The organism is Patescibacteria group bacterium (assembly GCA_038064855.1).
Taxonomy (GTDB): domain Bacteria; phylum Patescibacteriota; class Minisyncoccia; order Ryanbacterales; family GWA2-47-10b; genus SICQ01.
The window spans coordinates 42154-62978 of the sequence record JBBTSE010000007.1; the positions used below are offsets into that span (position 1 = coordinate 42154).

26 protein-coding genes are annotated in these 20825 nt (G+C 49.6%); 18 read left to right on the forward strand and 8 right to left on the reverse strand.

All coding sequences use genetic code 11. From position 1 onward, the window contains the following. Nucleotides 1-11 precede the first annotated feature (11 nt). Complete coding sequence (locus AAB417_02340) at nt 12-854, reverse strand: hypothetical protein (protein MEK7630840.1); 843 nt, start codon at nt 852-854, stop codon at nt 12-14. 107 nt (nt 855-961) lie between these two features. Further along, nucleotides 962-2191: a diadenylate cyclase gene (locus AAB417_02345; protein ID MEK7630841.1), complete on the reverse strand. Its 1230-nt coding sequence runs from the start codon at nt 2189-2191 to the stop codon at nt 962-964. A gap of 53 nt (nt 2192-2244) precedes the next feature. Here AAB417_02345 and AAB417_02350 point away from each other — a divergent pair, with 53 nt between their 5' ends. The 3 genes from AAB417_02350 to AAB417_02360 are packed head-to-tail and all read left to right on the forward strand — an operon-like array spanning nt 2245 to nt 4615. Then, a complete protein-coding gene (locus AAB417_02350; protein MEK7630842.1) occupies nt 2245-3636 on the forward strand; it encodes a leucyl aminopeptidase family protein in 1392 nt (463 codons plus the stop codon). Between the two features lie 4 nt (nt 3637-3640). Then, nucleotides 3641-3898: an MGMT family protein gene (locus AAB417_02355; protein MEK7630843.1), complete on the forward strand. Its 258-nt coding sequence runs from the start codon at nt 3641-3643 to the stop codon at nt 3896-3898. Further along, a complete protein-coding gene (locus AAB417_02360) occupies nt 3899-4615 on the forward strand; it encodes a GDSL-type esterase/lipase family protein (protein MEK7630844.1) in 717 nt (238 codons plus the stop codon). Between the two features lie 167 nt (nt 4616-4782). Here the strand turns inward: AAB417_02360 and AAB417_02365 are convergent, their stop codons facing one another. The 5 genes from AAB417_02365 to AAB417_02385 all read right to left on the reverse strand — a co-directional run bounded on the left by AAB417_02365 (nt 4783) and on the right by AAB417_02385 (nt 6399). Further along, entirely contained in the window at nt 4783-4914 is a 132-nt protein-coding gene (locus AAB417_02365) for a hypothetical protein (GenBank protein ID MEK7630845.1), read from the reverse strand. Between the two features lie 98 nt (nt 4915-5012). Continuing rightward, a complete protein-coding gene (locus AAB417_02370; protein ID MEK7630846.1) occupies nt 5013-5204 on the reverse strand; it encodes a hypothetical protein in 192 nt (63 codons plus the stop codon). A gap of 25 nt (nt 5205-5229) precedes the next feature. Then, entirely contained in the window at nt 5230-5544 is a 315-nt protein-coding gene (locus AAB417_02375) for a hypothetical protein (GenBank protein MEK7630847.1), read from the reverse strand. An 80-nt stretch (nt 5545-5624) separates the two neighbouring features. Further along, a complete protein-coding gene (locus AAB417_02380) occupies nt 5625-5780 on the reverse strand; it encodes a hypothetical protein (GenBank protein ID MEK7630848.1) in 156 nt (51 codons plus the stop codon). A 280-nt stretch (nt 5781-6060) separates the two neighbouring features. Further along, a complete protein-coding gene (locus AAB417_02385; protein ID MEK7630849.1) occupies nt 6061-6399 on the reverse strand; it encodes a hypothetical protein in 339 nt (112 codons plus the stop codon). A 119-nt stretch (nt 6400-6518) separates the two neighbouring features. Here AAB417_02385 and lexA point away from each other — a divergent pair, with 119 nt between their 5' ends. The 8 genes from lexA (at nt 6519) to AAB417_02425 (ending at nt 10788) form a co-directional block, all read left to right on the forward strand. Next, nucleotides 6519-7088, forward strand: a complete 570-nt coding sequence (gene lexA, locus AAB417_02390) for a transcriptional repressor LexA (protein MEK7630850.1) — start codon at nt 6519-6521, stop codon at nt 7086-7088. A gap of 7 nt (nt 7089-7095) precedes the next feature. Then, entirely contained in the window at nt 7096-7293 is a 198-nt protein-coding gene (locus AAB417_02395) for a hypothetical protein (GenBank protein MEK7630851.1), read from the forward strand. A gap of 5 nt (nt 7294-7298) precedes the next feature. Next, on the forward strand, nt 7299-7769 hold the full coding sequence (gene bcp, locus AAB417_02400; protein ID MEK7630852.1) for a thioredoxin-dependent thiol peroxidase: 471 nt from the start codon (nt 7299-7301) through the stop codon (nt 7767-7769). Then, nucleotides 7769-8560 (forward strand): PD-(D/E)XK nuclease family protein, encoded by a 792-nt coding sequence (locus AAB417_02405; protein MEK7630853.1) that lies wholly within the window; start codon nt 7769-7771, stop codon nt 8558-8560. Before bcp ends, AAB417_02405 begins: the two co-directional genes overlap by 1 nt. Before the next feature lie 18 nt (nt 8561-8578). Next, nucleotides 8579-9247 (forward strand): DUF3105 domain-containing protein, encoded by a 669-nt coding sequence (locus AAB417_02410; GenBank protein ID MEK7630854.1) that lies wholly within the window; start codon nt 8579-8581, stop codon nt 9245-9247. Further along, nucleotides 9247-9765, forward strand: a complete 519-nt coding sequence (locus tag AAB417_02415) for a hypothetical protein (GenBank protein MEK7630855.1) — start codon at nt 9247-9249, stop codon at nt 9763-9765. Before AAB417_02410 ends, AAB417_02415 begins: the two co-directional genes overlap by 1 nt. Before the next feature lie 116 nt (nt 9766-9881). Beyond that, nucleotides 9882-10085, forward strand: a complete 204-nt coding sequence (locus AAB417_02420) for a hypothetical protein (GenBank protein ID MEK7630856.1) — start codon at nt 9882-9884, stop codon at nt 10083-10085. A gap of 91 nt (nt 10086-10176) precedes the next feature. After that, the gene (locus AAB417_02425) at nt 10177-10788 is read left to right on the forward strand and encodes a VTT domain-containing protein (protein ID MEK7630857.1); all 612 of its coding nucleotides are present in this window, start codon (nt 10177-10179) and stop codon (nt 10786-10788) included. Here AAB417_02425 and AAB417_02430 read toward each other — a convergent pair. After that, entirely contained in the window at nt 10785-11573 is a 789-nt protein-coding gene (locus tag AAB417_02430) for an undecaprenyl-diphosphate phosphatase (GenBank protein ID MEK7630858.1), read from the reverse strand. The two genes, AAB417_02425 and AAB417_02430, sit on opposite strands and share 4 nt — an antisense overlap. A gap of 522 nt (nt 11574-12095) precedes the next feature. On the opposite strand from AAB417_02430, the gene AAB417_02435 reads away from it, so the two are divergent. From AAB417_02435 to AAB417_02465, 7 genes are all read left to right on the forward strand, one after another. Continuing rightward, on the forward strand, nt 12096-13499 hold the full coding sequence (locus tag AAB417_02435) for a vWA domain-containing protein (GenBank protein ID MEK7630859.1): 1404 nt from the start codon (nt 12096-12098) through the stop codon (nt 13497-13499). A gap of 194 nt (nt 13500-13693) precedes the next feature. Then, entirely contained in the window at nt 13694-14500 is an 807-nt protein-coding gene (locus AAB417_02440; GenBank protein ID MEK7630860.1) for a hypothetical protein, read from the forward strand. A 35-nt stretch (nt 14501-14535) separates the two neighbouring features. Next, complete coding sequence (locus AAB417_02445; GenBank protein MEK7630861.1) at nt 14536-15291, forward strand: hypothetical protein; 756 nt, start codon at nt 14536-14538, stop codon at nt 15289-15291. 132 nt (nt 15292-15423) lie between these two features. After that, a complete protein-coding gene (locus AAB417_02450) occupies nt 15424-15918 on the forward strand; it encodes a hypothetical protein (GenBank protein MEK7630862.1) in 495 nt (164 codons plus the stop codon). Nucleotides 15919-15927: 9 nt separating this feature from the next. Continuing rightward, complete coding sequence (locus tag AAB417_02455) at nt 15928-16350, forward strand: signal peptidase I (GenBank protein MEK7630863.1); 423 nt, start codon at nt 15928-15930, stop codon at nt 16348-16350. A 3-nt stretch (nt 16351-16353) separates the two neighbouring features. Continuing rightward, nucleotides 16354-18858: a lamin tail domain-containing protein gene (locus tag AAB417_02460; protein ID MEK7630864.1), complete on the forward strand. Its 2505-nt coding sequence runs from the start codon at nt 16354-16356 to the stop codon at nt 18856-18858. A gap of 1 nt (nt 18859) precedes the next feature. Next, on the forward strand, nt 18860-20812 hold the full coding sequence (locus tag AAB417_02465) for a hypothetical protein (protein MEK7630865.1): 1953 nt from the start codon (nt 18860-18862) through the stop codon (nt 20810-20812). Nucleotides 20813-20825 lie beyond the last annotated feature (13 nt).

Sequence of the window (20825 nt, forward strand, 5' to 3'; positions counted from 1 at the left end):
GTTGTGGTCGCCTAGGCGGCCATGATGTATTCGGTGAGAACGTCGGCGATCTTGGGGTTGCGCCTCGGATCGACTTTCGTCGCATCGACTTCCGTGAGCTGCTTGGGATCGAGGTAGTAGGTGCGGAGTTTGCGCCGTCGCCACCAGCCGGACTTTTTGCCGTAGTCGACCTGACACATGCAGGTCACCTTGAGCCGCGGAAGAGATGTCGCCTTTTCCAGCTCACCATTTTCGGCGAGTCTGACGGCTTCTGCCGTACGGACTCTTTCGTATTCGGCGACGATCCGGTCGCGAGCGACGATGAGGTCATGGAATTGCTCATCGATAGTGAACTTGTGCTTGGCGAGCTTGAGACATGAGCAGTGGTCGAACAATACGATCTGGTAGATGCCCTTGAGCGCGATCGCGTCCATGATTTCGGCGAGCAGGTCCTTGTCGGTCGCGCGGCCTTGGATGTTGGTACGTGATCCGCGTACCAGTCGGTGCGCGCCCGCATGCCAGCTCATCACGTGCATGCGTGGGTAGATGTACAGGAACGCCCAGATGAAGAGTAGCGAGGTACGCTTCATCCAGCTTGCGATGCGCGTGCTCCACCGGTGCTTGGTGGCGAACATGCCTGCGATAGACAGGAGTCCACCCAAAAACCGGTCGCCGTCAGGGCACATGATGACGATCACGCCTTTTTCCAGCTCAAGCTGGTCATGCGCTACGTCATCGAGGACGCGGACGTTCGGGTGCCGGTAGAATCGTATGGCGCGGTAATCTGCGTCAGGCAGATGAGCACAGTACTGCGGTGGTATGAGCTTGGCAAGCCGTGCTCGGGCGCTGTTGGTTGCGAGGCCCTCTTTTTTCACATCCCCTCCATATTACTTGGCTTGAAAGGTTCTAAACACAAAAGGAACCTCGCGGTTCCTTCTCCATGTCAAGTAAACCCCCGCGCGGGAGGGTTGTCAATGACGCGCTAGGGGCGCTCGGGTACTAGATTGACTTCTATTACTTCAGGAGATTTGCCGATGGTCAGCTGGATGTTTGGCGGGGAGAGTGAGATGACTGAAAAGGTCAGAGGCCGTTTGACCATATTGTCATCGATGACTAGTTTTCGTTTGCCGGGAGCAAACCCGATTGCGTCAACCAATACTTCGAGTGATGCAGGGTCAAGTTGGTCAAACGCGCGTCCGCGCGATTCGAGTGTGATCGTGATCGTTTTGGGGTTTGAGTTTTCTACCACCAGCGTTTCGCTCAGATTGCGATAGGTGATGGGTACAACAAAATCACGCCTAATCGTACCCGTTTGGTACACCAAGAAAAACCAAAGAACCAGAGAGATCGCGAGTGCGCCCACTTTTTCTTTCGTATTTCTGCGTACGATATTGTGCCAAATGGGTGAGGCCTCGCGCGGAAATTTTACACGGAAAAAATCTCGCATTCTATCTTCTACTTTGCCGATGTCATCAAAGGTTTCGAGCTTACCGTTTTGCGCGATTGATATCTGCCCGCGTTCTTCCGATACGATGAGTGCGAGCGCGTCAGAGCGTTCGGCGATACCCAGGCCCGCTGCATGTCGCGTGCCAAATTTGCCTATTTGATCGAAATCATGCGAGAGCGGCAGGTGCGTGCCCAGTATGGCGATACGATTGTGTCTGATGATGACGGCACCATCATGTCCGGGTGAGGTCGGATCAAAAATACTCTCGAGTAGTTCTTGTGAGACGATGCCGTCAACCACACGCCCACCTTCAACATGCCGGTCGATATTTTCCGCGCCAGCGATGATGACGAGTGCGCCAATCTTGCGATACGCAAGGTTAGTCGCGGCCTGCAACAAGCTGTTGATGAGTGGCGAGACTTCCATAGCTTCGTCGCGCTGTTCGCGGCGCGTGCCAAGGAGTGCGAGAAATTCAAAAAACCTACGCAGTTCATCCTGAAAGATTACTACGAGCACTACGATGAATGCGCCAAAGAATGCGCGGAGTATGAGCGAGGTTAGATAGAGATTGAATACTTGCGAGAAGGCATAAATACCGACTACGATCGCGATACCCGCAAATACCGAGTTTGATCGCGTGCGCCGAAAGAGCATGAGTCCCGCGTACATGATGACGGTGACCATGAGTACATCAAAAACATCGGTGAAATATAATTCACGCGCGAGCTTTGAGAAGGGTAAAATCACCGCAAGTACCTCTGGCATACGACTACTCTACCATATTGAAAAAAGCCCTTCCACCTGCTAGGGTTATGGCGATGAAGTCAATCACTTTTAGCTTTGCCGACCAGCTTCCTAAGGGCAAGGATATTGCCCGTGTGGTGCCCGTTGAGTCAAAAGACACCGAGGTTACGCGTACCAAAACGGGTAGCCGCGAGATTCGTATTGGTGTAGATGCATTCAAAAAGATGACGCGCCGCAAGCTCCAGACACTCTTTCGCCGCGTGATCACAATCGCCAAGCAAAACCGCATCAAACAGTTAGCAATAGATATGAATGACTTTGCGTTTGCAAACTTGGCACTTCCCATACGCGATGTTGGTCAGATGGCGGCTATCAACATGCAGCTCGCAAACTTTGAGTTTATCCGCTACAAAACCAAACCCAAAGAAGGTTGGAATCTCGTAGAAAAAATAACTATCAAAGGCGCCAAAAGCAAAGACATGCGCGAAGGTTTTCGTAGGGGTCAGATTATATCTGGCGAGATAAATAAAATGCGTGAGCTTGCCAATACGCCGGGAGGTGAGATGACGCCCGCAGTACTCGCCAAGGCGGCGATGGACGCGGCAGACGATACGGATATCAATGTGCAGGTACTCGGTGTGATCGAGATGGAGCTTTTGGGCATGGGCGGTATTCTTGGCGTTGGCAAAGGATCAGACTCTGAACCAAAGTTTATCGTGATGGAGTATATGGCAGGCGAGTTGGGGCAAAAACCTATCGTGCTCGTCGGCAAAGGAATCACTTTTGATACAGGAGGGCTCAATCTCAAACCGGGTATGTCGATGGAAGAGATGCATATGGATATGTCAGGAGGGGCGGCTGTCATCCATGCGATTACTGCTGCAGCCAAGCTGGGTGTGAAGCGCAATATTGTGGCGCTCGTACCTGCCGCAGAAAATATGCCGTCAGGTAGAAGTTATCGTATGGGTGATGTATTGCGTACTATGAATGGCAAGACGATTGAGATCGGCCACACTGATGCCGAAGGCCGCGTGGTACTCGCAGACGCGCTTGAATATTCAAAACGCTACAAACCCGAAGTTGTTATCGATGTAGCCACACTGACAGGTGCGGCCCAAGTAGCACTCGGGCAAAAAGCGTCAGCATTTTTTGCCACTGACGAAATACTTGAGAAAAAAATACGCGAGCTCGGTGAAAAGTCTGGCGACTATGTCTGGCCGTTTCCACTGTGGGAAGAATACGAGAGCATGATCAAGGGCACCTTTGCTGATGTGACCAATTCGAGCAAAACGCGCGGAGCAGGCGCCATTGAGGGCGCAATGTTTTTGTGGCAATTTATCAAAGGTACGCCGTGGGTGCATATCGATATGGCGCCGCGTATGAGTTCTGCGGAAGGCGATTTTTTGGCCAAGGGTTCAACCGGTGAGCCCATGCGTTTACTCATCGCCTTTCTTGAGTCACAATAGATAGGTGACATTTCGCGATAAAGTTTTTGCAATAGTAAAAAAGATTCCTCGGGGTAAGGTGCTCACCTATAGCGAGGTAGCTCGTCGCGCGGGTAGCCCGCGTGCACAGCGTGCGGTGGGTAATATCATCGGCACCAATCGCAGCCCACGGATTCCGTGTCATCGGGTGATACGCACTGACGGCAAGATAGGCGGATATAGTATGGGTGGCACGCGCGTCAAAGAAAAAAAGTTACGAGCTGAAGGATATATACTTCTCTAAATGATACTCAAGGCGATTATTATATTTTTGGTAGTTTATACACTCGCGTCTGGCGCGCGTTTTTGGTTTTATTTGCGACGCGCGAAGTTGCTCATGAGCTCAACCCCTCGGCAAGATTATGTGATTGCAGGTGGCGAGAAAAAACTATCAGTCACAATTTTGGGTGATAGTACGGCGGTAGGTACAGGAGCGAGTGGCTATACTAAAACCTATCACTATCAATTTTTAGAACGACACAAAAACAACTATTCTTTTGATGTACAAAATAAAGGTGTGGTAGGCGCGCGCACCGCTGACCTTGCGCGTCAGATTGAGAGTATGGGGCACAGTGACCTTGCCATCATATCGATAGGTGGCAATGATGTGACGCATGGTACCGAGTGGGCGAGTGTTGAACGAGACTTGTCAGGTGCGCTTGGCGCGGTATCACAAAAAGCAAAGCGTGTAGTGCTGCTGACCCCGGGTGATTTGGGCGATGTGCTGATAGTGCCGTATCCACTGCGTAAATATTGGGCGACTAAAAGTCCCAAACTAAGTGTGCTTGCCGCGCGCGTTGCGAGTGATAAAAAAATAACGCATATCGATATTTATGCGCTTGGTGGTACGCAGTTTCGCGATGAGCCGTATGTATATTATGCGAGCGATCTTTTTCATCCGAGTGATGCTGGATACAAGCTGTGGGCAGATGCGCTCGATGCAAAAGTAAATTTTGAATAAAAAAATGCCAACCGGTGTTGCCGGTTGGCGTGAGTCGCGCTGTGCGCGACGATCAGGGTGCGAGGCCGATGGTGAGCGGGTACGCGAGGGGTTCGGAGAACGGGAGAGCCACTTCGGAGATCTGAAGCGTATCTTGGAAGGTGTTTGAGTAGCTTCTACACCCCGCGCTAGTAAGACTGGAAACGGCAGTCCGCGTTGTCGGCGAGGAAGCCGATGAGGAAGGCGAGTAGGATCGCCGTGTGGTTGAGCATCGCCCAGATGTCCATCTTGCCGGTCGGTCGCTTTGCGTTCGAGTTCATGATCTCTATCCTTTCCTTTGTCAGGAGAGCTCTTCGCTCTCGTTGTTGAAGATCAAGTTCGATATATTAGTGCCATACAAACGCCTGTTTGTCTATATTTATCGTTTTCGGTAGGTGGTAGAAGCACGTCGCTCGATTGCGGTAATATCGACAAGACAGTCTTTCGTATAGAGGTCAAAAAGAATACGCCAAGCGCCAACCCTGCGCCGATAGCTTGTCTCTAATCCTTTGAGCTTTATCGTATCACCAGCGAGCGGATCCGCATACATGTCTCGGATCGCATGTTCCATATGCTCGCGCTCTTTTTGTGGAGCTTTAGCGATATTTTTTGCCGCTCTTTTGCGAAGCGAGATATTCCACATGAGCAAAGAAGTCATCAATAGTCATGGACTCTGATGCGCGGCCTTTTTTGATCGCCTGCAATTCGGTAGATGTTGGCGTGCGGGTAGAGATAGGGCGCAATGGAATAGTTGACGCTTTACCAGATTCCGCAAGTATAAGCTCTTCGAGATATGAAGAGCGGCTTCGCTTCCATACTTTTGCGCGTTCTGTGACAAGGCGGCTCATCGCTGGTTTAAGCGCGAAGCTGGTAGGTCTCCGTTTTTCGGAAGTTTCTTTTATTTTAGGCATATATACTAATTCCTAGTGCAAAGTTAGTGTATCATATATCTTATTGTGCTGTCTATATAAAAAATCCCCCCGAGCACTTGCTAGTGCTGCGGGGGTTTGGTGCGCCCGAGGCGCTCTTCGCGTTCTTTGTACTCTTGGTCTGCCAAGACTTCGAGGTCTTTGGCGGCTTGTTTGATGCGTCGGCCAAGGCCAACGGCGAGGAGTGCCATTACGGTGCCGCCTAGGATGATCTTCACGATCATCAGTCTACTCCGCCAGAGCGCTTGCGATCTTGTCTATTTGAAAGAAGCGCGCCCACGAGCAGTAGCACCAGCGCCACCGCGACGACGACACCAGCCCACATTGCCACGGTCATCACTCCTCCTTGTTGTACTCCCAGATCTCTTCGTTTGATTGTTCGATGGCGTTGGCTACGAAGTAGCCGAGGCCAAACAGTGACGCACCACAGACCGCAACGAATCCAAGAACTTGCAACAACACGATACTTCCTCCAAGGTTCTGAGTTCAGAAAATATCTTACCTGTTTTTTACTCTTTTGTCAATATAAAAAATGACCCCGCGGATGTGTCTCCGTAGGGTCTGGATGCTGGGCGTCTCGCGCGTAGGGCGCACGAGCGCGGGTGCGTTTGATACGCGGTAGAGCGTCATCGAGATCATCACCGCCAGCAAGATAAGTAGCGCTATCACCACCCACAGCATGCGGTTGTTGCTAGTCTGCGCTTTGGCGATCTTTGCCAGCGCGCTTTGTCGCCGCTCACTGATGGGTATGACGCGTCGCGTATGTGTCTCGGGTACGCCGTAGGTGCGGTTGGGGTCGCGTCGCTCTGGATCAAGTCTAATTAGTTTCGCAGACATGGCCACCTCCGTTTTCACCAAATCATTTTTTGCTTATTTTGTAAAGATATTTTCGTTGTCCACAGCTTTTTGGCGCCAAGCACTTGTGTGGTGAACGAGCGTTCACCTATGATATATGCATGAGCATCGAGCAATACAAATCAAAAATCATGAGTTTTTATGAGGGCAATCGGCGCATGCCGAGCTACGGCGAGATCGCGACCCTCCTCGGGTTCAAATCAAAAAACGCCGCATCAAAAGTGATTGATAAATTGATTGATATGGGTGTGCTCGACAAAGACTCGCAAGGCCGCTTGGTGCCAACTCGCATGCTTGGCGAAGTACGCATGCTCGGTGTGGTAGAGGCCGGTATTCCATCGCTCGCCGAAGAAGCCGCCGAGATGATCAGCATCGATCAGCTTTTGATTAGAAATAGAGATCGCACCTATGTACTGACCGTAAAAGGCGATTCGATGATTGATGCGGGTATACGCGATGGTGATCTGGTGGTAGCCGAGCATGGCAAGCAAGCAAAGGAAGGGGATATCGTGATAGCGGAGATTGATGGCGGGTGGACTATGAAATATTTACGAAAGAAAAACGGCACTACCTATCTCGAACCTGCCAATAGAAATTTTAAACCAATATTTGCAGAACAGTCACTCAACATAGGCGCGGTCGTCACCGGCATTATCAGAAAATATCGTTAACAATCATATGAGCAAAACACAACTTCACAAAAGCATCGTACACGAGATAGGCCGGGTCAATGACCGCATTGATATCAAGATTTTGCGTGGCAAGTCATACCAGAGAGAAGCACAGCGTCACCGTATGCTCGTCACGCAGCTTGGGCGTCTTGAGAGGGGCGGCATTCGCTCGGGTTGGTTTTCTTCGCTGATCTCGCTACACTAGAGATCATGGCACATACGATTAGAGAAGGATCAAAAGCACCAGTATTTAATTTGCCCGACCAATCAGGCGTCAATCACTCACTCAAAGAATATGCAGGCAGGTGGTTGCTTATTTATTTTTATCCGAAAGACAATACCCCGGGATGCACCGTTGAGGCCTGTGCTATTCGTGACAACGCTACTGATTTCAAAAAATCAAAGATAGCGATAGTGGGCGTTTCTACTGACTCGATTACCTCACACGAAAAATTTGCCAAAAAGTTTCAATTGCCATTTCCACTGTTGGCTGATGAAGACAAAAAGATGGTAGAGGCCTACGGCGTGTGGGGTGAAAAAAAGTTTATGGGCCGTACCTATATGGGCACGCGCCGCATGTCGTTTCTCATAAATCCCGAAGGCAAAATCGCTAAGATATATAGCGAGGTCAAACCCAAAGAGCACGCCGAGCAGGTGCTTGCTGATCATAAATCAATCTGATGGCCGTCAAACGCAGATCAAATATTTACGATCCCGCATCCGCAGCGCCTTTTCGATTTTCGCGCTCAAAGATCGAAAATTATATGCGTTGCCAGCGCTGTTCGTATCTTGACCGTCGCTTGGGTGTCAGTGAGCCTGACGGGTATCCATTTAACCTCAACAGCGCGGTAGATCATTTACTCAAAAAAGAATTTGATGTGCATCGCGCCAAGGGAAGCGCGCACCCACTCATGGAGTCATACGGTGTTGATGCTATACCATTTGACCATCCAGAGATGGGCCGGTGGCGCGAAAACTTTGTGGGTGTGCAATACCACCACCCAGCGACCAATTTTATCATCACGGGTGCAGTTGATGATATTTGGGTTAATCCCAAAGGTGAGCTCCATGTCGTTGATTACAAAGCTACGAGCAAAGAGGGTGAAGTGACGCTTGATGCTGACTGGCAAGATGGTTACAAGCGGCAGATGGAAATCTACCAGTGGCTCCTGCGCCGCGTGGGTTTTAAAGTTTCTGATACGGGCTATTTTGTCTACGCCAACGGCAAGCGTGATCGTGCCGCGTTTGATGCCAAGCTTGAGTTTGATGTAAAGATTATCCCGTATACGGGTGATGATTCATGGCTCGAGCGCACCATCAAAGAGATTCATAAAACGCTCTCGAGTGATGTTTTGCCCGCGTCAGGTGTCGGCTGCCAATATTGTCTGTATCGTGCAGAGGCAGAGCGCGCCCTCAAACCGCTTGGCAAAAAACCCCGCGTCAAAAAACAAAACTCGCTTTTTGGCCCGTGATTTTCTATACTAGTCTCTATGGAAAACGAACAAACACAACCTCAAAATCAAAACACACCGGAACAAGGTTCTACCAAAAAAGATCAGCGTGCCGCAGAGCGCGCCGCGCGTGATGCCGTAGCGCTACGCCGCGTACAGATGCGCAAGGTCAAAAAGATTGGCTTTGGGGTCATTGTTATTTTACTTGTCGTCGGTGGTGGATATTTTGTCTATCAATCAATGCCAGAGGAGCGTCAGCTTGGTACCGATTACTCACGCACTATCGAAGACGGTGGGCAAGACCACACCAAAGAGGGCGAGAAGACTACCACTTGGAAATCAAACCCACCCGTATCAGGTCCACATTGGCCTGACCCCCAGCGCGATGGTATCTATGACAAAGAATTACCAGAGGAGGGCGTGGTGCACTCACTCGAGCATGGTCGTATTTGGATTTCATACAAGCCAAGTATTCCTGATGCCACAAAAGAAGCGCTCAAAGAGCTTGCTCGTAAAAACACCTATATGGTAGTCTCGGTGCGTGCCGCAAATGAAACCGATGTAGCTTTGGCGGCATGGAATCATCTTGATTCGTTTAATCTCAACGCCGATGGCAGTTTTGACACTGTACGCGTACAAGATTTTATTGATCGGTATCGTGATAAGGGCCCTGAAAAAGTGCCATTCATGACGGGCAAGGAATACTAATGAAAAAAATATTACTCGCACTCATGCTCGCCCTTCCACTAGTAGCGGGCGCGCATGGTGGTGAGCAACGCGTAGTTGATGGTACATACATTGTCAGTATGTCGCGCGCGCCGTTTACACCACGCATGGGCGTGCCTACCAAATTGTTGATCTCAATATCTGATATTGCGTCAGGCAATGTATCCGATAAAGACGCGATCATCAATCTGCGTGTAGCACGGCTTGCAAGTCCGGGCGACGAGCCGCAGTTTATTTTTGAAGAAAAAAACATCAAAGCCGAGCGCTCGACGCTTGGGTACTCGTATACCTTTCGTGAGGTAGGATTCCATGAGATCTATATCGATTTTGCGTTTGTGGATAGTCCTACGAAAGTCATGAGCGCATCAGATTATTTGCTCGATGTGCAGCCAGCACAAGAGGCAGGTGGCGATAAGTCTTTTGCGCTATGGGGTTTTGGCGGGTTGTTTCTGGGCGCGATATTCACAAAGATAGTGCTTGCACGCAAGGGCGAAATATAGCATAGTAGACGCACTCAACGATTAGGCAATGTTCAGAGTTTGAGAAACAAGAAGTCGTTTGCCTAGCTCGAAGGAGGATTATAAGGAAAACTAGGCAACGGCACATTCACATGGATATGCAACGACCAGCGCGTGAGATCCACGATGTTACATCATTGGGAATCACCTGCGCAAGCTGTGGCAATGCAGTGACCGAGCTTCCGTTTGCGCCCACAAAGCGTGACGATGGAACCTACGGCCGCATCTTCTGTCGCGACTGCAACCGCAATCGTCAACCTCGCGGAGGTGGCGGTGGTGGAGGCGGCGGCTTCCGCCGCTAAGCGGAAATCAGCAACAAAAACCCTCCCGCAGTTGCGGGAGGGTTTTTGTTTTCTCAAAAATCTTTTCCTGCTACACTAAGAAAGCTACTCTATGGGTTTTCTCGAACCAGTCTTTTTGATTAAGACGGCCGGATACATTGGCCTTTTTGCTATTGTATTTGCCGAATCAGGACTCTTTGTCGGTTTCTTTTTGCCGGGGGATTCACTACTGTTTACCGCTGGATTTTTGGCATCGCAAGGTTTGCTCAATATTTGGTTTTTGGTACCGCTAGTATTTTCTGCGGCCATCTTGGGTGACAATGTGGGCTACGCATTTGGTAGGCGCGTGGGCCCGCGTATTTTTAAAAAAGATGATTCGATTTTTTTTCACAAAGACCATGTCCGCAGGGCCGAAGAATTTTACAAAGTACACGGCGCCAAAACCTTGGTGCTCGCGCGCTTCACTCCTGTGATCCGTACCTTCGCGCCTATCGTGGCGGGCGTAGGGCATATGCATTACCCAATTTTTTTGTTTTATAATATTATCGGCGCGGTGTTGTGGGCTATCGGTATGCCGCTCATCGGGTATTTCTTGGGTGCGTTTGTGCCGGGCGTTGATCAGTATCTGATACCGATTATTTTAGTGATCATCACGGTCTCGATGTTGCCGGGCGTATTTCATGTAGGGCGTGAGTATTTGGCACACAAAAGGCGCTCACGCTAGAGCGCGAGTGTGATGATGATGGCGCCCGCGAGTGCGAGGCGATAGTACACAAACGGCATCAGCGTTGAGCGCTCGGCTATTTTAGTGATCAGGTTGATAGCGGCGATGGCTGATACAAACGCGGCGATAAAGCCAAAGATATTGGGTCCCGTAATAACTATCTCGGGTCGCGCGACAATTGTCTTGAGACTGGCGGCAATGATGATAGGTGTAGAGAGTAAAAACGAATAATGAGTGGCTTCAACACGCGTTTTGCCGAGGAGTAAACCTCCAGAAATCGTTGCCCCTGAACGAGAAATGCCCGGAAAGAGTGCGAGCGCTTGAAATATACCGATGATAAACCCCTCGTATGGCAAGATCATACCGCTATCGTGATTACGGCGGTGGCGCATATATTCGGCACCCGCTATCAGCGCGCTACCCGCGATAAGCCCTATGGCGACCGCAAGAGAGGTACGAAAGGTATTGGTGATGGTATCTTCAAATAAAATACCCGCGATACCGGCCGGTATAGTACCCAAGATGATATTGAGCAGGAGCTGCCTGCCACGCGTATCGATGCGCGAAGTAAATGATTTTATGAGATGCAACCAATCAGCGCGAAAATACCAGATGACCGCAAGGACTGTCGCAAGGTGTACGGCGACATCAAACGGTACGGCATCAGCTGCGGCAATACCAAAAAAACTTTCAAAGATGATGAGATGTCCGGTGGATGATACGGGCAAAAATTCAGTAAACCCCTGCACGATGCCCAAAAGTGTCGCAATCACATAGCTTTGCATATCACCTATGATGCCTTACTCGTCAAGGATTGACAATGAAGTCGCGCAGGAGTAGGAATGACCCTACACGAAGTAAATATTTTGCAAAAAGATATTTGCCAACTTCTGTCCTATGTGGTCTCAAAAAAACGCAATCCTGAAAAATAGTAAATCAGTCAAGAGAAGTTTTTGCGCGTGTAGGCAACATATTTACCGATATCCACAAAAGTGGATAAGTTTTTTTGTATTTTTTCTTGACACTTACTTTATTGATTTGTTAAGAATGGTTCGAGGCGAGCACTGTCGCTTTGTCCTTAACAAAAATATGGCGCAGGTTTTTCGGTCAATGTCAGATGCCCGCGCCTTTTTGATTTTTGCCGGAGGTGAGCTGGCGCCTGCGCCAGTCTCATGGAATACTATTCGACTTGTCGAGCGGTATCCGTGAGATTTGAGTGCCAGCTAACCCCCGGTTGAAATTTGAACGGCAGCGCATGCGAGTGCATGGCCGAGAAAATATTATCAGTTATAAGCTTTATTAACGGCATGAAAAGAAAAATTCTTTCTGGAGCCGTAGCACTGGCAGTCGGAGTAGCGATACTTCCGCTTTTTGCCGCATTTGAAGCGCATGTGATCAATGTCACCGCAAAGATCGAAAATGCCCTCAATGTACCGCTCGGTTACCTCGATTTCGGAACGGTGTTTCCACAAGAACACCTCGATAAGTCGCTCGATATCAATCTCTCGCAGTCGTTCTTGGACGAAAATCGCGTAGACGATGTCAGCTATATTATTCGCCAAAAGCCAAAGTGCGCTATCACGACTCTTGGGGGCACCTCATTTGATGCAACCCTCGATCAAGATGGCAAAAATCACCTCTACACGGGCACTGGCCATGTGGTAGTTGGTGACAACCCAGCTACCGATGCAGTTGAAACTTCATGGGTTAACTGTGGTCCTGCACCTCGCGAGCTTGCACAAGGCGAGACTTGGGGCGCTCTTCCAATGCTTTGCCCATACATTTCAAAGCATCCTGATGGCAAAGACGACCAAGATGCGACCAACACCGTTGGCGCGCTCAACGATGGTCATATGGATTCGTTCCACAAGCCATGGTCAATCATTGAAAATGGCATTGTATGGAATGACACCAAGGGTCACCTCGCAAAGTCTCAAAAAGACACCAAAGACCTTTGGACCATTGACCTTGCCGTACCATGTTTTGGTGGTTACTGCGCACAAGATTGGGAAGAGTTTGTGCATGGCATAAACCCTGACGCAAACCCAGCAGCCTATACCCAACCAATCGCAAACGAACACAAGATTTTCGGTTGTGATCTTTGGGTAGAAGTAACAGGCATCAGCCTTCCAGGCCTTGGTTGCAACAAGAAAATTGACTTGATGCTGGTTGTTGACCGATCAGGTAGCATCGGCAGTACCAACATGGCAGCAGTCAGAACTGCCCTCAAGGCGTTCGTTGATGCCTTGGTACTTGCTCTTGATGGACCGCACGCAGGCCAATCAAGCTTTGCTTCACTCGGAACCTTAGATCAGGTTTTGACTGATGATGAAGTATTGGTGAAGGCGGCAATCGACACATTAGTCTCAAGCGGTTCGACAAATATGACCGCTGGTATCAATGAGGCAAAGCTCGAGCTCGAAAGTATTCGCGACCGAGCTGATGCGCCAGACTTTATGGTGATCGTAACCGACGGCATACCAAATGTCTGTGCTGACGGCTCTTGCAGTGCAGGAGAGGCCGATGCAGAAGCTTTGGCAGCAGCAACCGCAGCCAAGGCAGCAGGCATTGAAATCTATGTAGTCGGTGTTGGAAGTGGTGTAGACGCAGATTATCTGAAGACTATCGCAAGTGGTGAAGATCACTACTTTGCAGGTGACTTTGGTACTCTCAACACAACGCTTGCAGACATCGTAAACTGCGAAGACTAGTTGTAGCCAAACTCCGCCCCCAGTCTCAAAAAGAGAGGGGCGGGGATTTGGCCGGAATTACTTTCGGTCAAAATTAAAAGCAAACAATTCCGAAGCCCGAGCGCATCTAAGGGGCACGGATGACAAAGGTCGATATACAAGATACAGATGCGCGAAAATATTATTTAGCTAAGTCATAAAATACTTATCATATTATGAAGAAAAAAATCGTATTAGGACTTGGCGCTATCGCAATCACTGCCGCAACCCTTCCGTTGTTTGCAGCATTCGAAGCCCATGTCATCAATGTCACCGCAAAGATTGAGAACGCGCTCAAAGTTGATCCGCAGTTTCTCAATTTCGGTACTGTGTTCCCACAAGAAAAACTTGAGAAGCCCGTCATGATTGAGCTTTCTCAATCATTTAAGGACGAAGACCGTGTTGACGATGTAGAGTACATGATTCGCCAAAAGCCGAAGTGCGCAATCACTTCACAGAATGGCACCGTGATTGATCTTTCAGATGCAGATCACAATGGCGTTCATGATTTTACCGGCACTGGTCACATCAAGTTTGACGCAGACGGCAAGCCATGGGTTGATTGTGGTTCTGCACCTCGCGAGCTTGCACAGGCCGAGACTTGGGGTGTTCTTCCAAACCTTTGCCCATACCTCTCAAAGCATTCAGAGAAGCTTGCACAGGGCGGATATGAAGATGGCGCTCTTGCATCATTCCATGCACCATGGGTTATCGATGCCGCTTCATCAACTATCACTTGGACTGAAGTTCGTGGCCGTCTTTCAAAGATTGGCAACGATGTCAAAGACACTTGGTTGATTGACCTTGCAGTACCTTGCTTTGGCGGTTACTGCGCACAAGACTGGGCTGATTTTGTTCATGGTGTAAACCCTGACGCAGATCCAGCAGCCTACACTCAGCCAATCTCAAACGAACACAAAGTGTTTGGTTGCGATCTCTGGGTTGAGGTAACCGGCGTGAGCGAAACTCCAACAGACAACTAAATCTATTAACAGTTTAAAGGGGTACCTAAACTCTTATGAAAAGCAAAATCTTTGTAGCGGTAGGAGCTTTGGGGGTGGCGATCGTCACCCTACCCCTTTTTGCTGCGTTTGAAGCGCATGTCATCAATGTGACCGCAAAGATTGAGAACGCGCTCTATGTGCATCCTCAATCGCTTCAATTCGGCACGGTTTTTCCGCAAGAATATCTCGAGTCGTCTTTCTTTATCGCATTCAGCCAGTCTTTTTCTGAGACCACGCAGCAGCGAGTAGGAAAGGTTGACTATGTAATCAAGCAGAAGCCAAAGCCGAAAGAATCTTTTGTGGCCAGTGCAGGTGTTGAGGAGGCGCGTGATTGGTGCCACCACAACATTCCTGATCCGCTCTACCGCGGATATGCGACGAGCACGCCAGCGTGGGACGCATTTTATGTAAACTGCTATCCAACGCTGTGTCCGTATCTCTCAAAGCATCCTGACAACAATCCCAGCACGGGCAAAAACAAGTTCAATGACCACGGGCTTCCGTCATTTCACAATCCGGAGCTCGAGTCAGCGACAGGGACTATCGTAAAGTTCAACACGCCGGGTAACACGGTCGGCAACGACCCGTCAGATACCTGGACGATTGATCTTTCGGTACCGTGCTTCAACGGATTCTGCGCGCAAGACTGGGCAGATTTTGTTCACTCAAAAAATCCAGAAGCTGATCCAGATGACTTTATGCTGCCGCCGAGCCTCGAACACGAGGTCTTGGGCTGTGATCTCTGGGTTGAAGTCACCAAAATTTACTAATCCTAAATCTTTGGCCCGCGCTTTCTTTGGGTTTTCCAAGGGAGGCGGGGCGAGAGATATCTCTGTGGTTATCATAGAGGCACTGATCGGCGCGGCGGTGCATAGGTTAAGAAGTCTCTCAACATACAGATTATGGCAGAAGAAATTTGGAACCTTGATAGCTCGGAACCAGAGAAAAAAAAGGGCTGGTGGGAACGCAAGACGGGCGAGAAGCTCAAGACTCATGAAAAAATCTTAGGCATTATATTTCTTGTCGTCTTCCTCTTCGTATTTTATGTCACACTTGATGCCAACAAGTATCAGGCAGAAGTGCGCGTGATAGAAGGACAAGGAAGAGTCGGCGTAAACCCCACTACCGAAAAACTTGATTTTGGCGATCTCTCACAAGGTACGCGGTCAGCGCGCACGGTGACGATAAATAATTCAACACCGGTGCCGATGTTTGTCAGCGTATTGCGACTCGGATCAATCAGCGGTCTTATGACGCTTGAGAAAAATAATTTTATTCTTCGAAAAGGCCAAGAGCAACAGGTCGAGTTTACGGTCTATATGCCTGCTTCAGCGCCAGTCGGTACGAAATACACTGGTCGGGTATTCGTCTTTAAGATTCCCGCACCATTCTTTTAAGTCCTGATTATGAAGCGCGCGCTCTTTTTTCTCCTCAATCTTGCCGTGTATGTTGCCATTGTGGCTGGCGTGCTCTTTGGGTTGCCGCGATTTCTCTCGTGGTATCTGCATACGCCGTATCCTATGGCCGCGATTACCTCGGGCTCGATGTGGCCGGTACTCCACACGGGAGATTTGGTCTTTATCGAAGGCGTAGGCAAGGGTGATCTACGCATCGGTGACATTGTGGTATGGAAAAACCCGAGTGGGTTTACCATCCACCGTGTGGTGAGATTGGGAGAGAACACGCTGGTGACGAAGGGCGACGCAAACTTTACGGAAGACGACCCCGTAAAGTATGAAGATGTAGTAGGTCGCACACATCAGGTATGGGGCAAGAATGCTCGAATCCCGTACCTCGGGCACATTACTATGTATGCATCTCAACGCTAAGCTATGCCAAAGCGCATCGTGATTATGTCAGACATAAAAAAAATCAAACCTCGGGGCTCAAAGATTGAAATCTTTGAGCGTAATTCACGTGGCGCGTTTCGCGTTTTTCTTACTATTCAGAAACAACTTCTCGCGGGCTTCTTGGCGGTCACCTTAGTGTTGGCAAACGCGCACGCGTTCGTGGCATTTGAGGCGCATGTCGTTGATGTAAAGGCCGAGGTGGCACGCATCGATCCACCTGTCGTCACGCCTGCCGGTGGCGAGTACATCGAACCCGTTGATATCATCATTGACGATAGTGACACTGACGCGACGCATATTTTTTATACACTCACTTTCACTGCAGATCCGTTCGGTGCACCTGACCCCGTATGCGGAGATACCTTTGGTGGGCCAAAGCCGCAAGGCCCTTTGCAGGTCACACAAGACACCGTCATCAAAGCGATTGCGTGTGATGGCGCGGGCAGTGACGCGCATGGTAGTTTTGTAACGACAGAAATATATACATTCCCACATACCGCGGGTATGGTGCAGGGCTTTAAGTATCACGATGTTGATCGATCGGGCACGCTCACACCCGGTGATTTTCCAATAGCTGGTTGGCAGATTCAAATCGCCACTTCAACTTTTGCGACCTCAACGGTGACTAACGCGCAGGGATATTATTCATTTGCTGGTCTCGCACCCGATATTTATACGCTCGAAGAAGAGTCGCGCGACGGATGGGATTATATTAGCCCCAAGACAGTCAATGTGGTGATTTCAGGTACCGAGACTGAAGCGGTAGATTTTTTCAATGCTGAGAGCGCCTTTATGTGCAGCCCAAAGACAATCAACTGGACATCAGGACTCGCGGTACAAGCGGCAGGCGCGATCTCCGAGAACAATGATGATATCGCTCTCGCGTCCAATGTCACTATCAACGGTGATGCGCGTTCAAACGATGATATCGAACGCACCACGGGCGCGTCTAATGTGGCTATCAACGGTAGTGCTACCTCGACTGATCAGGTTGATGACGGCATCAATGTGTCAGAAGATATTTTGGAAAATGCCAGCACCGCAAACCTGCCTGATGTCATGATCAGCGAATGGAAAGCACGCGCGGCTGATGGTGGCGCTATCGCAGGGAGCTTTAACTTCCCGAACAATACCGTGGGTATTCAGATGGGTCCTACCGAAATCATGGGCAATGTGACCTTTGGTAGTGGTAATACGCTACTCGTCAAAGGCCCGATCTATATTCATGGCAATTTGAATATTGGGTCAAATACTGTTATCACACAAGACAATGGCTTTGGTAAAAAGTTCGTAGCAATTGTCGTTGATGGTACGGTTGATATCGGCTCCAATGTATCATTCAACGGTTCAATAGATGGTGGCGCGTTTCTCTTAATCTCGATCAAGGGCGCAGTAGCGGGTGACGATGCGGCCATTGAGACAGCTTCAAATAATTCTGATCTTGGCAAAGTAGTACTCTACGCATCAAATGGTGATATCCATGTACATTCAGATCGTACCATTTGGGCGGCATTTGCAGCTCATGGCACCGGCACTGACGCCGATGCTAACGCAGCGGTGCGTCTTGATTCCAATGTGACCGTCGATTATTCAGAGCTGCCATCTGAAATTTCCTGCGGACCGCGCCAACCATTTGAATCGACTTCGCATATTCTCATCAATGAATTTGTACCAAATCCATCAGGATCTGATCAGGGGACTGCAGGTGGCGCGCTCGATGGTGAGTGGGTAGAGCTCTTTAACCCAACCAACAGCTCAGTTGATGTGGCAAGCTGGTGGCTTTATGACGCGAGCAATGCAAATGAGCTCGAGATTAATGGCGTGCGCACCAATACGGGCGATACGATTATTCCTTCACATGGACGCCTTGTCGTGTATCGCGATGGTGATGGTGACTTTGAGCTCAACAACTCAACAGGTGATACGGTACGACTCTTTAGTGGTCCGGTAGGTAGCGGCGGTGTACTCGTCGATAGTCATACCTATACTGCAGTCGCTGGCGACAACAAATCTTTTGCACGCATTCCTGACGGCTCCTCAAACTGGATTGACCCCGAAGGTACGCCCGGCGAGGAAAATAATTTTTTCTTTACTCCTGACGCCTCTGTTCTTTTTAGTGATATCGCGGTGATATTCTTGTCTCGCGAAACCCTTGATCTGACACCTCCTGAGTTTTCTCCAGTCTCTGAACCCACGCCTGCGAGCGAGGCGGCAACGATCGCGCCCGAAGAAGAAAAGGCAAAGGTTGAAGAGCCTGCAGTAGCGATTGTGGAAGAAGCGCCCGTAAACAATGGCGACGACGGTACACCTCCTACTGAAAATACCGAAGTAACAGAGACGGCAGAAACTCCAGAAGTGTCCACGCCCCCAGCAGAGATTACTCCAGAAGAAACTCCCGCACCGTTAGTAGAGGCACCAGCACCAGAAGCGCCTGCTCCTGTAGCCGAATCGCCAGCGCCAGAAGTAAGCACGGGGGAGACACAATAATATGAAAAAACTTTTACAGCCAAAAGTATTGGGCGCGCTCGGCGTGTTGATTATCGTCGGTGTACTGGTAAGCACTGTGCAGGTAGGCGCGCAGGTAGTCTCTATCGATGCGAATCTTTCGATCTCGCCAAATATTATTTCGTTTGAAACGGTATTTCCCGGCGAAGTACACTATAAGCCCTTGGTAGTAAATCTTTCAGACTCATTTTTGGGCGAGGATATTTTGGATGATGTAGAGTATCGCATTGTACAAAAACCAAAACCGCGCATCGATTCGCCCGAGGAGCGCGAGTATTGCAGCCATTTCCCCAATGACCTTACTCGTTGCTATCCGTCGCTTTGCCCGTATCTTTCAAAAACCGCTGACAATACGCCAGCCAACGATACAAGCATTCCTGCGTATCATGACCCTGATGCGCCATCGAGCATTGCGTACGGGCGCCTTGCAAAATCTGACAACGATATCGAAGACAATTGGGTGATTGATCTGCATACGCCGTGTTTTCGTGGCCAGTGTGATCAGACCAACTCCGTGCCCGAACATTATCAGCTTGACCCATCAATGAATGGTCAAGTATTTGGTTGCGATCTCGTGGTAGAAGTGTTGAGTATTAGTTACAACAAAAAGTGCCCGACCTGCGAGCTCGGTCCCGATGGTCAGCCTATTGTTATTGAGGTAGCAAATGACATCTCGATTGATTTCAATCAAAACCCACCTGCGTATATTGGTGACCCCGCGTTACAGCCATATTTTATGTATAGCAAAGCGAGTTCAACGCCCTCGGGGTGGAATGCCATCTTTGATACCGGCGGCAAATCAATACATTTTGGATCGGGCGTGACGCTGACCACTGTGCCGGTAGGCACTGGCAATTCGAAATACGCGCCGGGTATTATGATCAAAACCAAGTGTGATCTTGTCGCTGACGCGAGTTCAGAGATTATCGTACATTCGACTAACCAAGACGCAGGCGATATCGTCATCAACACGGGCCACAATGCCAAGATCAATGGTTTGATCCGCAATCAGCAAGGCGCGTCACTGAGGCGTCCTGGCAATATCACGGTTGCCGCGTGGTGCGGAGACATCACTCAAGGTAAAGACGGTTGGGTAGATGATTGGGGTAGGCATGCGGGTGCGCGCACTATCAATTTGCTCGCGTGTGATGTAGGCAATATTGAAATCAACGGTTTAGTATTGGGTCGTGCATCTATCAATTCACCAAATCCAAAATCACAGCCAAAGATCAATGTCGCATCGTTTGCCGGATCCGTGGCAGTCAATGCCAATACTACGCAACCTCTCTATCCGCATTTCTCATACAGTGGTTCTACCAAGAGCATGTGGGGAGGACTCATCTCATGGATCTCAGGACACTATAAACCCGGCGCAGTGCGCGTGCAGGCAGAAAAAGATATCACGGTGCGAGGTCATGGCAAAGGTACCTATGATAGCTTTGGTGCAATATCGGCAAAGGCGTTCTCGAGCGGTTCCAATGGCGGTCTTGTGGATGTACGATCTCTTTCGGGAAATATTTCAGGTAGCGATCGGGCGTTTGATGTAGAGGCGCGTAATGCCAACGATACTATTCCGTACGGCGCTATCAATCTCGCAAGCGGTAAAAATATTTTTCTCTCGCGCCTCGGTCTCAATGCTGACTTCGGCCCGACACTCGATGCGCGCTCAAGCGGTGGCGGCAGTCATGGCGGTTCCAACTTTATCCGTGCGTATCAGGGAGCCGTTACCAATGGCACCAACAGCGTTATATCTGCCGATGCAACCGGTACCAATAGTACTGATGGCACTAATAATCTGACTTCGTGTACAGGCGTTACCAACACCGGCACGATATTTCCAGCAGACGCCAATGGTGTTGATAATATAGGTGCGTGCGCGGACGCAGAACCCCAGCCAATGTGGCAAAGCTGTGCCGATTTCGGTCTTAACCCTTAATAATTCATAATTT

What these genes read in the sequence shown, in the direction of transcription:
- AAB417_02345 (MEK7630841.1), bottom strand. Translation starts at nt 2,191, where the DNA reads ATGCCAGAGGTACTTGCGGTGATTTTACCCTTCTCAAAGCTCGCGCGT.
- AAB417_02350 (MEK7630842.1), top strand. Translation starts at nt 2,245, where the DNA reads ATGAAGTCAATCACTTTTAGCTTTGCCGACCAGCTTCCTAAGGGCAAG.
- AAB417_02360 (MEK7630844.1), top strand. Translation starts at nt 3,899, where the DNA reads ATGATACTCAAGGCGATTATTATATTTTTGGTAGTTTATACACTCGCG.
- AAB417_02365 (MEK7630845.1), bottom strand. Translation starts at nt 4,914, where the DNA reads ATGAACTCGAACGCAAAGCGACCGACCGGCAAGATGGACATCTGGGCG.
- AAB417_02370 (MEK7630846.1), bottom strand. Translation starts at nt 5,204, where the DNA reads ATGGAACATGCGATCCGAGACATGTATGCGGATCCGCTCGCTGGTGAT.
- AAB417_02375 (MEK7630847.1), bottom strand. Translation starts at nt 5,544, where the DNA reads ATGCCTAAAATAAAAGAAACTTCCGAAAAACGGAGACCTACCAGCTTC.
- AAB417_02385 (MEK7630849.1), bottom strand. Translation starts at nt 6,399, where the DNA reads ATGTCTGCGAAACTAATTAGACTTGATCCAGAGCGACGCGACCCCAAC.
- lexA (MEK7630850.1), top strand. Translation starts at nt 6,519, where the DNA reads ATGAGCATCGAGCAATACAAATCAAAAATCATGAGTTTTTATGAGGGC.
- AAB417_02395 (MEK7630851.1), top strand. Translation starts at nt 7,096, where the DNA reads ATGAGCAAAACACAACTTCACAAAAGCATCGTACACGAGATAGGCCGG.
- bcp (MEK7630852.1), top strand. Translation starts at nt 7,299, where the DNA reads ATGGCACATACGATTAGAGAAGGATCAAAAGCACCAGTATTTAATTTG.
- AAB417_02405 (MEK7630853.1), top strand. Translation starts at nt 7,769, where the DNA reads ATGGCCGTCAAACGCAGATCAAATATTTACGATCCCGCATCCGCAGCG.
- AAB417_02410 (MEK7630854.1), top strand. Translation starts at nt 8,579, where the DNA reads ATGGAAAACGAACAAACACAACCTCAAAATCAAAACACACCGGAACAA.
- AAB417_02415 (MEK7630855.1), top strand. Translation starts at nt 9,247, where the DNA reads ATGAAAAAAATATTACTCGCACTCATGCTCGCCCTTCCACTAGTAGCG.
- AAB417_02420 (MEK7630856.1), top strand. Translation starts at nt 9,882, where the DNA reads ATGCAACGACCAGCGCGTGAGATCCACGATGTTACATCATTGGGAATC.
- AAB417_02425 (MEK7630857.1), top strand. Translation starts at nt 10,177, where the DNA reads ATGGGTTTTCTCGAACCAGTCTTTTTGATTAAGACGGCCGGATACATT.
- AAB417_02430 (MEK7630858.1), bottom strand. Translation starts at nt 11,573, where the DNA reads ATGCAAAGCTATGTGATTGCGACACTTTTGGGCATCGTGCAGGGGTTT.
- AAB417_02435 (MEK7630859.1), top strand. Translation starts at nt 12,096, where the DNA reads ATGAAAAGAAAAATTCTTTCTGGAGCCGTAGCACTGGCAGTCGGAGTA.
- AAB417_02440 (MEK7630860.1), top strand. Translation starts at nt 13,694, where the DNA reads ATGAAGAAAAAAATCGTATTAGGACTTGGCGCTATCGCAATCACTGCC.
- AAB417_02445 (MEK7630861.1), top strand. Translation starts at nt 14,536, where the DNA reads ATGAAAAGCAAAATCTTTGTAGCGGTAGGAGCTTTGGGGGTGGCGATC.
- AAB417_02450 (MEK7630862.1), top strand. Translation starts at nt 15,424, where the DNA reads ATGGCAGAAGAAATTTGGAACCTTGATAGCTCGGAACCAGAGAAAAAA.
- AAB417_02455 (MEK7630863.1), top strand. Translation starts at nt 15,928, where the DNA reads ATGAAGCGCGCGCTCTTTTTTCTCCTCAATCTTGCCGTGTATGTTGCC.
- AAB417_02460 (MEK7630864.1), top strand. Translation starts at nt 16,354, where the DNA reads ATGCCAAAGCGCATCGTGATTATGTCAGACATAAAAAAAATCAAACCT.
- AAB417_02465 (MEK7630865.1), top strand. Translation starts at nt 18,860, where the DNA reads ATGAAAAAACTTTTACAGCCAAAAGTATTGGGCGCGCTCGGCGTGTTG.